This is a genomic window from Dyadobacter sp. HNCC25DJ186 (assembly GCF_056895235.1).
The window spans coordinates 1,089,260-1,104,369 of the sequence record NZ_JBXHAS010000001.1 but is presented as its reverse complement, the minus strand read 5'-3'; the positions used below and the strand labels follow the sequence as shown (position 1 = coordinate 1,104,369).

Sequence of the window (15,110 nt, the reverse complement as noted above, 5' to 3'; positions counted from 1 at the left end):
ATGGTTACTGTAAGTGATACTGCGAAGAATAAAATCATAGAATTACGTAAGGCTGATGGGCATGAGGATGATTATCAGATCCGTGTTGGTGTTTTAGGAGGAGGATGTTCAGGTTTGACATATAATCTTGAATTTAACTCTGATACCAATCCTAATGACATGGTTTTTGAAGATAAAGGGGTAAAAATTATTGTAGATAAAAAAAGCATTCTTTACCTGGCAGGCACTACATTAGATTTTTCTGATGGTCTGAATGGAAAAGGATTTCAATTTGTGAATCCAAACGCCACGCGTACTTGTGGCTGTGGCGAAAGTTTTGCCGTATAAATTTTAGATTTTGTGGATAATAGTAAAAGCGTTGTGACTTCTCACAGCGCTTTTTTTATTTCCACCAAAATTGCCGCAAGTAGTATATTTTCCTTATTTTATTGTTTTTTTGTGCAAGGAAAGCATTTGTCAGATATCTGTATATTTCGATTTTCGTGAAATGTGCACCGATAGTTATTCCAGCATAATGGCAGGTCGTTTTCAATTTTTCACTTTCAATTTTCAAACTAGTAAATGAAACCAACTCTTTTAATCTTGGCTGCCGGAATAGGAAGTCGTTATGGAGGTATTAAGCAACTTGACCAGTTTGGTCCCAACGGAGAAACCATTATTGACTATTCTTTGTATGATGCAATTCGCAGTGGTTTTGGCAAGGTGGTATTTATAGTCCGGAAGGAAATTAAGGATGAGTCGGAAGCATTATTTGCTCCAAAATTAAAGGGAAAGATTGACTATGATTTCGCGATACAAGGCGTGCAGTCTTACGTGCCGGAAGATCTTGGAACCGTTGAGCGCGTGAAACCCTGGGGAACGGGGCATGCAACATTGTGCGCCTGGGAACAAACGGATACTCCTTTCGCTGTGATCAATGCCGACGATTTTTATGGTTTAGGTGCATTCGAAACGATGTCGAAGTTTTTGAGCACAGACACCAATGACAAGCAACATGCGATGATTGGTTATGAAATTAAAAGAACGTTGTCCGAAAACGGAACTGTTTCAAGGGGGGTTTGTATTGAAAGAGAAGATCAGAACCTGGCTTCTGTCGTAGAACGCACCAAGATTTTTGAAGAAAACGGGACAATCTATTTTGAAGAAGAAGGTGAAAAAACCGAGTTAGCTCCTGAAACACCTGTTTCAATGAATTTCTGGGGTTTCAAACCTTCTATGTTTCCGATAACAAAAGAATTGTTTGAAGAATATGCCCGCGTTAATCTGGATATACCTAAAGCGGAATTTTATATCCCAACAGTGATGTCCTATATCATCGAAAATGGCCTTGGAGACTGCCGTGTTTTCCGCAGCTCATCAGATTGGTTTGGGGTTACCTATCCGGAAGATAAGCCGAAAGTTCAGGCATCCTTATCTGCTTTGCACGAATCGGGAGATTATCCTGCAAAACTTTGGGACTAGAATATATATTTACAAAAGCAAAAAGTCAGATTTCGACAACCTGACTTTTTGCTTTTGTAATTAAAAAAATTGTAACCTATTTTTTCAACAACGCTTCCATCATTTTCTCAGCCAGGAATTTGTTTCCGGTTTCGTTTAAATGCACACGATCCGTTGTCAGAATTTCTTTTTCTTTGTTTTCAGGATTGTTTTTTACTTCATATTCCTGGAAATATTTTCTCAGATCACAAAGCTGAAGATTATTTTTGGTGGCAATATCTCTTATCAGTTTTGAATAATAATTCAAATCGCCATCCTGCATATTTGAATTATCATTTCTCTCGCCAATCACTGTCGGCGTACAAAGGATCACCCGGATATTTTGCGCTTTCATTTTCCTGATCAGTGCTTCATAAAACTTCACATATTTGTCCGGGTCTGTTCCAGTTCCCATTGAACTTTTGTGCCAGACATCATTGATACCAACATAAATAAAGACAACGTCCGGTTTTTTTGAAAGCACATCATCTTCCAGACGCAAATAAAGATCATAAACTTTATTTCCTCCAATGCCTGCGCCCATCAATTCAAACTGGCCACTTTGGTTATTGGTTTTAAGCATCTCGGTCATCATTGTGATATAACCTTTTGGTCCAACACCTGCCTGCGTAATAGAATCACCAAAAAATATAACCCGTAATGGTTTGTCCTGCTTCATGGCAAGCAATGGAAAGGCGACAAGTGCAATTTGTAAAAGTCGAAAAATAATTCGCATGTGATTGAAAAGATTAGTTTTTAAAAGAAAGACATGGATATATAAAAATTACCCTTAAGAATGCCAGGGTGGTTTTATCGGAAAAACTATGGTTATTTTATCAATTCGATTTCAGGAGTATCAAGTGAATACCGCATTGCAAAGGCACGTCCGGGCGACATATCCGGAAGCCACAGCAGTGGTAATTTTAAAGTACGGACCGTTTGCTGGATCAGCGCAGTTACCAGTAAGTGGTCATCAAAAACAATACAGGTTAAGACTTCTCCAAACAAAACCAATTGTTCATCCGTTTTCTGTTTTGGTAAATATACCTCTGACGGCGTTCCCTGATTGATAATCTGTCCATTTTCAATAACAATAACATGCTGAGCCATTCGAAAAATCTCACCGAGGTCATGGGTTACGATAATCATTGTAAAACCGTGTTGCTTTTGTAGTTTCAGCAAATATTCCTGCAAACGCCGCCGCATATTATGATCCAGCGCAGCAAGCGGTTCATCCAGTAATAACAAATCAGGTTTTTTGACCAGCGCGCGGGCTAAGGCAACGCGTTGCTGTTGTCCCCCGGAGAGTTGATGCGGTTTTCGCTCAGCGAGTTGAGTAAGCTCAACTGCATTGAGCAAGTCATCCACAATTTTTTTATCAGCACTTTTATCAAGCGCAAACAGGAGATTTTCTTTTACTGTAAGATGTGGAAACAATGCATAATCCTGAAAAACAAAACCTAAGCTCCGATGTTGAGCTGCGAGGGAAAACTTAGCGGTTGTGTTCAGCCAAAGATCATCGCCAAACTGGATACTGCCATGATCCGGATGGACCAATCCTGCGATCTGCCGCAATAAAGTAGTTTTTCCTGAACCGGAAGGGCCGGTAACCGCAGTGATATTTCCTTTCCGTGCAGAAAAAACAATATCCATCGGAAGAATTCCGCTGGCTGTTTGTAAAGAATGTTTAATGGAAATATCAAGAAGTTTGTCGGACACCTAATAAGCGATTGTTGATAGTATATACCAAAAGTAAGATAATAAAAGTGATCGCAAAAAGTATCAGCGCATATTGGTTTGCACCGGAATAATTCAACGCTTCTACTTCGTTGTAGATAGCTACGGACGCGACTTTGGTAACGCCCGGAATATTGCCTCCGATCATCAGAACGACGCCAAATTCACCGACCGTATGTGCAAATGTTAAGACGATAGCGGTCAGAATTGCAGATTTGCAATTGGGTAAAAGTATTTTGTAAAACGTTTCAAAACGACTTTTTCCCAAAGTATACGAAGCTTCGCGGAGGGATGCCGGAAGGGATTGCAAACCGGCTCGTAATGGATATACCATGAAAGGTAAGCTGTAAATGACGGAGCCGATGACTAAGCCGGGAAAAGAAAATACGAGCCGTAAACCCAAAATATTTTCAATCCAGGCACCAAACCAATAAGAAGGACTAAATGCAAGTAACAAATAAAATCCCAGAACAGATGGCGGAAGTACGAGCGGCATGCCAATAATGGCTTCTATCAAACCGCGCCCTTTAAACTTTGCAAAAGCCAGCCAATAGGCAAGTGGCAGTGCAACGACAAAAAGAATAATCGAAGTGATGGTTGCCAGCCTGAATGTGAGCCAAAGTGGTTGCCAATCCATTTTAATTTTGAATGATAGAATGAGTGAATGATAGAATGGGTCGCAGGGTTCGGGTTTGGTTATTTATATCCGTATTTTTTGAAAATCGCTTTTGCTTTTGGTGAAAACAGGAAGTCGTAAAATTTTTGGCTTGTTTCTCTTTTTGGAGAATTTTCGCTGTGGCGCAGCAACAATGCAGCCTGTGCAATCGGATTATATAATGTTGAGTCGATAACGGTATAATGTCCTTTTCCTTTCATTTCAGGTGCCAGTATTACGGATAAGGCGGTGAATCCTGCTTCTACATTTCCGGTGGTGATATACTGAGCTGCCTGCGCAATACTTTCGCCGTAAACGATTTTGCTTTTTATTGGCTCCAATAAATTTTGTTTTGTCAAAGCCTGAATTGCTGCTTCTCCATAAGGTGCGACCTTAGGATTTGGTAAAGCTATTTTTTTGACCCTATCAGAAGTTAAAACACCTGGATTTAATTCATTTTCAGGAATCGTGAGAGACCATAAAGCTAACGTTCCATAAGCATAAATTTTGGGCTCGACATCGGAACCGCCGTTTTTAAAAATTTCTTCCGGATATTTTGCATCTGCTGAAACGAAAACGTCAAATGGAGCACCTTCCCGAATTTGTGCAGTTAATTTTCCTGATGAACTGACAACCACTTCAATTTCCTTGCCGGATTCTTTCTCGAATTCGGCCTTTAATTCTTTCATAACATACTGGACGTTGGCAGCTGTGGCAACAATAATCTTTTCTGATGGTTTTGTGCAGCCACTCAGAAGAATCAGAATTGGAAGAAAAATACGTTTCATGTTCATTTTGCTAATTTAACGTATTAGACCGGATACACACAAAAAATCCAAATGCTTTAACCATCTAGCCCTGAAAGGGCGCCATATCTTAGCATAGGGCATCGCCCTATGGCTTCGGGCGTCGAAAGTTTTTGGATCGTTGTATGTCGATTGCGTCCGTTGCGTTTAATTATCGTAAATTGCGTCCCATTTTGATCGGCATAGCCGAAAATAATAATTAATGCGTTAAACAATGATAATAGAAACTGCCCAGCGTACCCGGCAAACGTCGGAGTATTACTTTTCAGTGAAGCTGGCCGAAGTAAGAAAATTAGTAGCCGAAGGACACGACGTAATCAATCTTGGAATTGGAAATCCGGACATGATGCCTTCTGAGCAAACGCTAACAGCACTTTCAGAGGCGGCTTTAAAGCCTCAGGCACATGGTTATCAACCTTATGTCGGTACTGTGTCTTTTCGGAATGCAATTGCAGAATATTATCAGAGAACCTATCATGTAACGCTAAATCCGGCCACTGAAATTCTTCCGTTAATCGGATCGAAAGAAGGCATCACGCATATTTCCCTGACTTTTTTAGATCCGGGAGATGAAGTGCTCGTTCCAGAACTAGGATATCCTGCTTACCGTGCTGTCAGTCAAATGGTTGGAGCAGTTGTTAAGGAATATCCGTTGCGTGAAGAATTCGGATGGCAGCCCGACTGGGAAGTGATGGAAGGATTGGTAACGGCAAGGACAAAAATACTATGGCTGAATTACCCGCACATGCCAACGGGAGCTCCGGCAACCATAGAATTGTTTCAGGCGGCGGTAGCCTTTGCGAAAAAATATAAAATTTTGCTTTGCCATGACAATCCCTACAGCCTTGTTTTGAACAAAAAGGAGCCGATCAGTTTATTGTCAATCGAAGGTGCAAAAGATGTCGCGATCGAGCTTAATTCCATGAGTAAATCGCATAACATGGCAGGCTGGCGTTTGGGCTGGCTGGCTGGGGCGAAACCCTATATCGATGCGGTTCTGACAATAAAAAGTAACGTTGATTCCGGCATGTTCTGGGCTCTACAGGAGGCGGCGGTTGCGGCACTTGGAAATTCTCAGCAATGGCATGAAGATAGAAACACAGTATATCAAGGCCGTCTGGAAGCATCCGAAGCATTTTTAAACGCCGTTGGTTGTACCTGGGATAAAAAACAGGAAGGTATGTTTTTGTGGGGAAAATTACCAGATTCAGTGGAATCAGCTGAAACGTTGGTAAATAGCCTGCTGACTGAAAAACATGTTTTCATAGCACCTGGATTTATTTTTGGCCCCAAAGGACAACGTTATATCCGCCTTTCTCTTTGTATGCCAAAAGAAAGAATCTGGGAAGCTGTTGAGCGTCTCAAAAGTTAATTTATTATTCTTATAAAATTTCATATCCTGCAAGATGTCTTCTTGCAGGAAAATTTTCAATATACATGATAATCAGCATTATAGGAGTTGGCCTGCTTGGTGGCTCATTCGCATTATCGCTTCGGGAAAAATACCCGAATATGAAATTTGTTGGTGTCGACCAATCGGTTGTCAATCAGAAAATCGCGCTGGCAAAGGGGATCGTCGATGAGATCATGACGCTGGAAGAAGCATTGCAGGTTGCTGAACTTAGTATTTTGGCTACACCTGTTGATGCTATTACTTCTCTTTTGCCAAAAATACTGGATCAGCTTCCGGAAGGCAGAACACTTATGGATTTCGGTTCCACAAAAGAATTAATTTGTAAAGTGGCCGATGAGCATCCAAAGCGTGCGCAATTTGTGGCAGTACATCCCATGGCAGGTACTGAAAACTCGGGGCCGGGTGCTGCTTTTAAAGAATTGCTTCCGGGAAAAAACGTGATTATTTGTGATAAGGAGAAAAGTAATACCGACTGTCTGACATTGGCAGATACTTTCCTGCGCGATATAGGGATGAAAATTCATTACATGACTCCTGTCGAACATGACCTTCATTTGGCTTATGTTTCTCATCTAAGTCATATCAGCTCATTTGCTTTGGGACTTACCGTGCTTGAAAAGGAACGCGATGAAAAGGCAATTTTTGATATGGCAAGTACCGGATTTTCTTCGACTGTACGTTTGGCGAAAAGTTCTCCGCAAATGTGGGCGCCGATTTTTGATCAGAATAAACGGAATGTTTCAAAAGCGCTTGGTGACTACATCGAGTTTTTGAAAAAATTCAAAGAAGCCATTGACAGCGAGGATTTAACAACTAGTCTTGATTTTATGTCAAAGGCAAACGATATCGGGAGAATTTTGAGTGGTATCGAAAAAAAGTAAACTATCCGATGCCCGAAATTTGTTATATTCCGTAATCACTAGTCATGTAATCGCATGGAATTACCGTTAATCATACGTCCGATGGCCGGTCTTACTGAAGATATGTTCTTCGATCTTTGTCAGGCGAATGAACAGCTTTCCATGGAGCGCGATAAAGATGGAAATATTATAGTTATCACACCGACAGGATCTGACACCGGATTTTATAATTCAGACATTAACGGACAGATTTGGTCATGGAACCGTCTGACCAAAGCCGGTTATGTTTTTGATTCGTCTACAGGTTTTACACTGCCAAACGGTGCGGTCAGATCTCCTGATGTTTCCTGGATTGTCAAGTCCCGATATGAAGCGTTAAGTGCCAGCGATCGCAAGAAATTTGCCCCTGTTTGTCCTGATCTGGTTATTGAGGTTCGCTCTCAGAGCGATAATCTAACTGATCTGAAAGAGAAAATGGAAGAATATCGTGACAATGGAAGCAAGCTGGGATGGCTTATCGATCAGATTGGGAAGAAAATTTATATTTATCGGGAGAATGGTGTTAATGATACAAAAGATATTCCTGCTATTTTAAGCGGAGAGGATTTACTTCCCGGATTGAATGTGGAAATAAATTTGTGATCTAAGCTAGCAACAAAAACGTCCGGCAAATTGTAGTTTGCCGGACGTTTTTGTTATACAAATCTATTTTTTAACTCTTCTTCCTCACTTCAACAACCACTGCACCAACCACCAAAGCAATCAAAAGCAGAGAACTTACCAGATCGATTTTACTTCCAACCGCAATCGAAACAGGCTCGAAACGGAATTTGATGGTATGTTTTCCAGCTGGAATACGTAGCGCACGAAGCACATAATTCGCACGGATCATGTCAGCAGGTTTTCCATCAATTGTCACTTTCCATTCATTACGGACGTTGTAATAAATTTCTGAAAATACTGCCAAACCTTCATTTTTTGCATTGCTTTCATAAATCAGTTCATTCGGTTTGTAAGTGATCAGACTGATTTTGTCGGTAGAATCCGGCGCCGGTTTTAAGCCTGTTAATTTATCTGCAAAACGCTGATCAATTACGGCGGTTTCTCTCGGTTTTAAAGAGTCAAGTGCAGCCATTTCTGCATCTGCATTGGGTACAATTTTATATTCTCTTACAAACCAGGCATGCCCAAATGCATCAGGATTTGGCTGTGCTATTTGCTGTCCCTGCTGATCGACACTCAAAATGTATTTAGTGTTAAGCATATTCAGGATACCGGGATTCGCATTTTGTTTGGCAATCTGGTGTTCGAATAATTCCTGGTAACGTCTCAATTTTGCGCCATGGTACCCGCCCAGAGATTTGTGGTAATAAGATGCATCAGCACTGTTAAAAGTACTTCTTGAAACATCCAGAACTTTATAATCAGGATCAGGGTCAGCCATGATCTGTTCGTCTGCCGGACTTGGTGCAAGCGCTGCCTGCGTGGCACTTTTGCTGATAAAATCGGCGTTGTTCAGGTATCTTTTGTCGATACCGAACATATCAAAAATCATCAGTAAAAGCAGGATTGGATATAAAAGCGCAGTTTTAATTTTGTCTTTCATCCACATCCAGATCAAACCCGCTGTTAAAACAATAAAAAATAAACTTCGGAAGGCATCGGTACGCATCAGGCCTGCTCGATCCTGCACGATAGCATTTACGATTTGTTGGCCAAAAGCCGGATCATTGGCTTGCTGCCCAAAACTTTCAGCCAATTGCTGATCACTTAATCCCCGAAAATTAAAAAACAAGGTGGGCATAAGTGCCAGGATCAGAGAAATTCCGCCCGTTATTGCCAGACTTATCAAAAACGGACGTTGCAGATCTTTCCAGCTAATCTTCTTTTGTGCTAACGTATGCAGTGCTAAAACGGCAAGAAAAACCATTAACAGCTGAACAAGTGCCAGAACCATCGTGATCGCCCGGAACTTATTGAACATCGGGAAATAGTCGTAAAAGAGGTAGTTAAACGTTGCAAAGTTCTTACCCCAGGACCAGAATAGATAAAGTACAACCGCACCTGCAATCCAGTTTTTTATCGGCCCTTTCACAATAAATAAGCCCAAAATAAACAGGAAGAAAATGATAGCTCCTGCATAAACAGGACCGCTTACAATCGGCTGGTCTCCCCAATAAAGCGGCAGTGATTGAACGACTGTACTTGCCGTCGCCGCGTCAAGTCCTCTGTTTGTTAATACTTTATAAGTCTCGGAAGTGTTTGATAATGAAGCTCCATTTGAACCACCATATGCATTAGGTATGAGCAAAGTTAGTGTTTCGGCAATGCCATAACTGTAAGAGAAGGCATATTCTTTATCTAATCCACTTTGTTTTTCATCCGTTTTCACACCGTTTGAAACACTCAGTTCTGGTTTGCCGCGTATCGTTTCGTTGCTGTAATCATATCCGTTCCACAAACGTGTGGTATGCGTTCCTACCGCAACGGCAGCAGAGAAAGCCAGCCCGATGATAATAAACGAAAGTTTTTTGATCTCTCCGCTTTTTATCAAAGGCAAACTTTCAATAATCACCAAAATTATAATTCCGATTCCTAAATAATACGTGATCTGGACGTGGTTTGCATACAGTTCAAGTGATAGGAAAATAGCTGTAACTGCTGCTCCGGCTAACCAGTTTTTCCGGAAAGCTAAAATTACACCAGCCAAAACACCCGGCGCATAATAGATAGCCAGCATTTTGGAAACATGGCCAGCTTCGAGGCTGACCAGATTCCAGGCGGCGAAACCAAAGGAAATAGCTCCCAATGCCGATAGCCAGATGCCCGCACCGGCGACAAGAAAAAGGATATAGGCACTCACGCAGCCGATCAGAAAATAATTAGCAGGAGCAGGCAAAATTTTATTCACCGCCTGCCCGATTTTTGTCGAGATACTCGTTGGATAATCTCCGGCAATCATATAAGCTGGCATTCCGGCAAACATGCTGTTAGTCCAGTTTGACCATTCCCCTGTTTTTTCGTGGTAGGTAACTACTTCGCGTGCAGCAGCTTTTGCTTGTACATCGTCATGTTGGTTCAGTTTTTTGCCTTCCAATACCGGAAAGGCATACATCAGTGACAAAAACATGAAACCCACGACTGCAACCAGATGCGGCCAGATTCGTTGCCAGGAGAATAAATTTTTCATTTTAATAATAGTAAACCGAAAGGGTATTAAAAAAGATGATGTTGTAATATCAATAATACGTACAAATGTGACTTTTCTTTCACAATACTCCCAAAGATCATTTGACCTTGTACGTTAATTTTTTGTTAACAAGCGCAAATATAAAAGTATTGATATATGTTTGAGATGTAAAATTTGAATCTGTTTTTGGTGTTTTTTTGATAGAAATCCGAAATAGGACGTAAAATTTCAGAAAATACCCGATAAATTTGCAGAAATTGTGCCTTCAAGTTAGATCACAACTGAAATAGGATTGATTAGTAGTAACCCGATATATAAATGAAAAGAATTGGAGTTTTTACCTCAGGAGGAGATGCACCCGGAATGAACGCTTGTATCCGTGCTGTTGTGCGCGGTGCTGTTTACCATGGAATTGAAGTGTACGGAATCCGCAGAGGATATAGTGGAATGATTGCTGGTGATGTTTATAAAATGGAATCGCACTCGGTGAGTAACATCGTACAAAGAGGCGGAACAATCCTTAAATCTGCTCGCAGTAAAGAATTCATGACGCCGGAAGGCCGTAAAAAAGCATACGAACAACTCAACGAACATGGTATTGAAGGTTTGGTTGCCATAGGTGGTAACGGAACTTTTACCGGTGCAATGATTTTTGGTAACGAATATGGAATTCCTACGGTTGGCGCGCCCGGAACAATTGATAACGACTTGTACGGTACAGATTACACAATCGGTTTTGATACCGCAGTAAATACGGCTCTGGACGCAATTGACCGCATCCGTGATACGGCTAGCTCACATGACCGTATCTTTTTTATCGAAGTAATGGGTCGTGATTCAGGTTATATCGCGGTACAATCCGGTATTGCAGGTGGAGCCGAGCTCGTCATGGTACCGGAAGTGCTTACGCCACTATCCGAAGTTGTCGAAACTTTGAAACAAGGATGGAGCCGCTCAAAATCTTCTTCGATTATTGTTGTTGCAGAGGGTGATGAAGCCGGAAGTGCGGTAGAAGTTGCGGAAAAAATAAAATCTCAGGTTGATGAAAACGCGGATATCCGGGTAACAACTTTGGGGCATACACAGCGCGGAGGTTCGCCTTCGGCTTATGACCGTATTCTTGCGAGCCGTTTAGGTTTAGGCGCTTTGGAAGGATTAATTGGCGGACAGAAAAACGTCATGGCGGGGATCATCAACAATGACCTTGTGTATACACCGTTCGAAGACACCATCCGTCTTCCGAAACCAATCAGCGACGATTTGTTGAGAATGGTTAAAATATTGAGCGTTTAGAAAGAATAAATATTTGTAGTCAGGAATAGTCACTTGTTGTTATACATTGAATCTGGTAACAATAAATGACGATTACCTGGCTTGCGCCGGGAGCAACTTTTAGCAGTAGCCCATGATTTTATAAATCACAATGCCTACCAGCTCTCTGAACAAAAGCTGAGAATATCCCAGTACCTCTGGGTCTGGAATTAAATATTCTTTGATCTGCGTATCATAACTGCTACCATAGAAATCGGCAGGAAACTGATCTGTGTTGATACCCGCTTTTTTAAAACACCCAACAGAACGCCGCATATGAAAGGCTGATGTGATCAGCAAATAATTTTTTTCTGGGAATTTCTGGTTTAGTATTTGAGCCGTAAACAAAGCGTTTTCTCTTGTGTTTCGTGCTTTCTGTTCCAAAATAATATCCTGCGGATTCACCCCCCATTGGATTAAAAACTTTGCGGTTTGCTGAGCTTCTCCTTTTCCGATATCAGTAAACTGTTTTCCGCTGGCTCCGGTAATAATTATGTTTTTGATTTTTCCAGCTTTGTATAATTCATAAGTCTGTAAAAACCGGTCCGCATGAAGCCCTAAACCAGCATCAGAAGATAAGTCAGGGATGTTTGTCAATCCGCCGGTCAGCAAAATCCCGACATCGTAAGTCTTACCTATTGCGTTTACGCTGACAGGTTTATATTCCCACCAGACAAATGCCTTATTGATCAGAAAAGAATTGGATATCAAAAAGATAATTACAAAAGAAAGAATGACTGCATTTTTCTTACGTTTCGGTTTTTTTGTTCCAAGCGCATACAGTAAAAGGATCAGGCTGATGCTTAGCGGCATCAACAGGAAATCGATTGTTTTGGATAGAAAAAAAAACATTTGGGTACGAAGCTGGTAGAAGTAAGCGTTTTGATTTTAATTTTGTGTTTCGGTCACGATTTAGCTTAATAATTAAACAGTTCATAATGATCCCTCATTTTCAAATGAAAAAAATAACGCACACGGCAGTTTTTACTTTATTATTTATTACAAGTTCAGTCGTTTACTCTTTAGGGCAGGGATACCGTATCGAGGCGACTTTGAAAGGTGTTAAGGATAGCGCTTTTGTTTTGGGTCATTACAGTTACAGCAACAAACAATTTGTTGCGAAGGATACTGCGAAGGCTGATGCTAAGGGCCACATGGTTTTTGAAGGTAAAACAAACCTGCCTGGCGGTCTTTATCTGTTGCTTTTTCCTGGAAATCAAAAGTGGATCGAGATTGTTTATTCCGGAAAGGAGACAAACTTTTCCATGGAGACGGATACCGCGAGCTTGGTTGAAAGCATGGTTGTTAAAGGCTCAAAGGATAATCAGCTTTTTTATGCGTATCAGAAAGAACTGAAAAAAGGAGTTCAGCAAATGGAAGCGCTGAATAAAAATAATTCCGCGGATGGACCTGCAAAAATGAAAGCAGCACAGGATAATTTTAAAGCGTATCGGGATAAGTTTTTTAAAGAAAACACCGATTCTTTTACGATTAAATTATTCAAAATGTCCAGTGAGCCGGAAGTTCCCACAGCGCCCAAACTGGCAAATGGAAAAACGGATTCGCTCTGGGTTTTCAATTATTACAAAAATCATTATTGGGACGAGATCGATTTTTCGGATGACAGAATTTTACGTACTCCTTTTCTGGAAGCTAAAATTGACCGTTATATTAAAAACCTGGTTGTGCAGACGCCTGATTCTTTAATCAAAGATACCGATTGGTTGGTGTCAAAAGCGTCAGCGAATAAAGATGTCAAATCGTATGTTGTATTTTACATAATTAACCAATATGAAAATCCTAAAACGGTAGGAACTGAGGCACTTTGGGTTCACATGGCGAATAAGTACTATTTATCGGGTGATATGGGGATTTCTGACGAGGCCAAAAAACGTATCTCCGATAAGGTTAATACGCTGAAAGATGTATTGGTAAATAAAACTTTCCCCCCATTACCGATCACGGACGCGGCAGGAAAAAAGATCAATTTGCAGGCAATTGAAGCGAGTTATACGGTTTTATTCTTTTATGCAGCTACCTGCGGACATTGCAAGGAGGCTTCTCCCGTCTTGAAATCTTTTTATGATAAAAATAAAGCAGACGGCGTGAAAGTCATCGCCATTGATACCGAACATAACCAGGACGAATGGAAGTCATTTATCAAAACATATCATCTGGAAGAGCTCATCAATGGTTTTGATCCGCTTAACCAGGTTGATTTTAACAAAAAATATGATGTGGTAACAACGCCGACGATTTATGTTTTAGATAAAAATAAAAAGATCATTGCCCGTAAAATGCCTGTGGAGCAGCTGGACGATTTCTTAAATTATTACAAGAAAAAACAACTGGCTTCAACCAAATAATGTGGTCTTCTAAAATAAAAAACTCCGCAAAAAGCTGCTTTTGCGGAGTTTTTTGTTTTTAGATGAATTAGATTTTACAGATTAGCTTTACAAAAAAGCGATGCAAATAGGCAGTTTCACGGATATGCTTTCATGTTTGAATGTCAGCTTTCCTGTTTTCGGGTTAATCTCGTATACCACAAGATTATCCTTGTCCTGATTGGCAACGATCATATATTTTCCGGACGGGTCAATATTAAAATCCCGCGGCGTTTTAATCGCCTGTGTTTGTTCATCAATTTTTTGAAGTGTTCCATCCGCTTTTATCTGGAACGCACTTATGCTGTTATGGCCGCGGTTTGAAGTATAAACGAATTTCCCATTTGGATGCAGCCGAATGGCTGCACTCGTGCTTGGATCTTTAAAATCTGCCGGAATTGTTGGATAACTTGCAATTGCTGTGATCACGCCGGCGTCATTCAGCGAACAGGCAGTCACGGTCAGATCCAGTTCATTCAGGATAAACATATTTTTCCCTGACGGTGTAATTACAAAATGTCTTGGTCCGGCGCCTGGTTTTGCTTCAAAAGCTGCCTGGGAAGGATTAGTTTTTAACTCGCCTGTTTGCGTATTAACAATGTAATTCATCACATGGTCTGTCCCCAAATCTACTGTATAAACATATTTTCCATTTGGCGAAGCAGCCGAGAAATGGGCATGTGCTTTTTCCTGACGTTTCTCGTTCGTGCCTTTGCCGGTAAATTGTTGCGTAAAGGTTGGTGGATTTACTTTTCCGTCGGCCGCCAATGTATAAGCCGTAAAACTTCCGCCCGTATAATTTGAAACTAAAACCATTTTTCCAGACGGATCGACTGAGACGTGACAAGGATTCATTCCTTCTGACGACTGGCTGTTTTGGTAGGTTAATTTATGATCTGCACCGATGGCATAAGCAGAGATTTTATTATCACCAGTTACCGCATACAGATTTTTCTTGTTGGGAGAAATACTGACATATCCCGGCGCAGGGCCAGTCTTGAAAGCTTCTTTCAGCGTGATTTGTCCCGTTGTCAAATCAAGTTCGGCCAGTGAAACGGCAGTATTTTCAGATTTGTCTTGTGAACCAATATAAAAAAGTACCGTTTTATCTTTAAACGAGAAAGCAAAAAGACCCATCATCAGAGTCAGTGCCAGGCATACTAAATTTCTCATAAAGTATCGTTTTGATTTTGTGGAATATTCAGCAAAAGGGAAATGGACTACGTTTTTAATGTAGAAATCAATTTTATAAATCAGAAAAGAAAATATTAATC

At 40.8% G+C, this 15,110-nt stretch carries 14 protein-coding genes; 7 read left to right on the top strand and 7 right to left on the bottom strand.

Features of this window, described 5'->3' with window-relative positions; all coding sequences use genetic code 11:
- Both AC1XUO_RS04735 and AC1XUO_RS04730 read left to right on the top strand, forming a co-directional pair.
- On the top strand, nucleotides 1-327 hold the full coding sequence (locus AC1XUO_RS04735; protein ID WP_090342161.1) for a HesB/IscA family protein: 327 nt from the start codon (nucleotides 1-3) through the stop codon (nucleotides 325-327).
- Between the two features lie 234 nt (nucleotides 328-561).
- Nucleotides 562-1,461, top strand: a complete 900-nt coding sequence (locus AC1XUO_RS04730) for a nucleotidyltransferase family protein (protein WP_483328599.1) — start codon at nucleotides 562-564, stop codon at nucleotides 1,459-1,461.
- 76 nt (nucleotides 1,462-1,537) lie between these two features.
- Here the strand turns inward: AC1XUO_RS04730 and AC1XUO_RS04725 are convergent, their stop codons facing one another.
- The 4 genes from AC1XUO_RS04725 to modA form a co-directional block, all read right to left on the bottom strand.
- Nucleotides 1,538-2,215 (bottom strand): SGNH/GDSL hydrolase family protein, encoded by a 678-nt coding sequence (locus AC1XUO_RS04725; RefSeq protein ID WP_483328598.1) that lies wholly within the window; start codon nucleotides 2,213-2,215, stop codon nucleotides 1,538-1,540.
- 92 nt (nucleotides 2,216-2,307) lie between these two features.
- On the bottom strand, nucleotides 2,308-3,198 hold the full coding sequence (locus tag AC1XUO_RS04720) for an ABC transporter ATP-binding protein (protein WP_483328597.1): 891 nt from the start codon (nucleotides 3,196-3,198) through the stop codon (nucleotides 2,308-2,310).
- Entirely contained in the window at nucleotides 3,179-3,853 is a 675-nt protein-coding gene (gene modB / locus AC1XUO_RS04715; protein ID WP_483328596.1) for a molybdate ABC transporter permease subunit, read from the bottom strand. The genes AC1XUO_RS04720 and modB overlap by 20 nt, the downstream gene beginning before the upstream one ends.
- A gap of 59 nt (nucleotides 3,854-3,912) precedes the next feature.
- A complete protein-coding gene (gene modA, locus AC1XUO_RS04710; RefSeq protein WP_483328595.1) occupies nucleotides 3,913-4,659 on the bottom strand; it encodes a molybdate ABC transporter substrate-binding protein in 747 nt (248 codons plus the stop codon).
- Between the two features lie 232 nt (nucleotides 4,660-4,891).
- On the opposite strand from modA, the gene AC1XUO_RS04705 reads away from it, so the two are divergent.
- The 3 genes from AC1XUO_RS04705 (at nucleotide 4,892) to AC1XUO_RS04695 (ending at nucleotide 7,593) form a co-directional block, all read left to right on the top strand.
- Nucleotides 4,892-6,049, top strand: a complete 1,158-nt coding sequence (locus tag AC1XUO_RS04705) for a pyridoxal phosphate-dependent aminotransferase (RefSeq protein WP_483328594.1) — start codon at nucleotides 4,892-4,894, stop codon at nucleotides 6,047-6,049.
- Between the two features lie 65 nt (nucleotides 6,050-6,114).
- On the top strand, nucleotides 6,115-6,972 hold the full coding sequence (locus tag AC1XUO_RS04700; protein WP_483328593.1) for a prephenate dehydrogenase: 858 nt from the start codon (nucleotides 6,115-6,117) through the stop codon (nucleotides 6,970-6,972).
- 54 nt (nucleotides 6,973-7,026) lie between these two features.
- Nucleotides 7,027-7,593 carry a Uma2 family endonuclease gene (locus tag AC1XUO_RS04695; protein ID WP_483328592.1) on the top strand — a complete coding sequence of 189 codons (567 nt, stop codon included), beginning with the start codon at nucleotides 7,027-7,029 and terminating at the stop codon, nucleotides 7,591-7,593.
- Nucleotides 7,594-7,663: 70 nt separating this feature from the next.
- On the opposite strand, the gene AC1XUO_RS04690 is transcribed toward AC1XUO_RS04695, so the two are convergent.
- The gene (locus AC1XUO_RS04690) at nucleotides 7,664-10,141 is read right to left on the bottom strand and encodes a hypothetical protein (protein ID WP_483328591.1); all 2,478 of its coding nucleotides are present in this window, start codon (nucleotides 10,139-10,141) and stop codon (nucleotides 7,664-7,666) included.
- Between the two features lie 318 nt (nucleotides 10,142-10,459).
- On the opposite strand from AC1XUO_RS04690, the gene pfkA reads away from it, so the two are divergent.
- Nucleotides 10,460-11,434, top strand: coding sequence for a 6-phosphofructokinase (gene pfkA / locus AC1XUO_RS04685; RefSeq protein WP_483328590.1), 975 nt, complete (start codon nucleotides 10,460-10,462; stop codon nucleotides 11,432-11,434).
- A gap of 99 nt (nucleotides 11,435-11,533) precedes the next feature.
- Here the strand turns inward: pfkA and AC1XUO_RS04680 are convergent, their stop codons facing one another.
- Nucleotides 11,534-12,304, bottom strand: coding sequence for a YdcF family protein (locus tag AC1XUO_RS04680; protein WP_483328589.1), 771 nt, complete (start codon nucleotides 12,302-12,304; stop codon nucleotides 11,534-11,536).
- A 104-nt stretch (nucleotides 12,305-12,408) separates the two neighbouring features.
- On the opposite strand from AC1XUO_RS04680, the gene AC1XUO_RS04675 reads away from it, so the two are divergent.
- The gene (locus AC1XUO_RS04675; RefSeq protein ID WP_483328588.1) at nucleotides 12,409-13,818 is read left to right on the top strand and encodes a redoxin domain-containing protein; all 1,410 of its coding nucleotides are present in this window, start codon (nucleotides 12,409-12,411) and stop codon (nucleotides 13,816-13,818) included.
- Between the two features lie 87 nt (nucleotides 13,819-13,905).
- Here AC1XUO_RS04675 and AC1XUO_RS04670 read toward each other — a convergent pair whose 3' ends face one another.
- A complete protein-coding gene (locus AC1XUO_RS04670) occupies nucleotides 13,906-15,009 on the bottom strand; it encodes a lactonase family protein (RefSeq protein ID WP_483328587.1) in 1,104 nt (367 codons plus the stop codon).
- Nucleotides 15,010-15,110 lie beyond the last annotated feature (101 nt).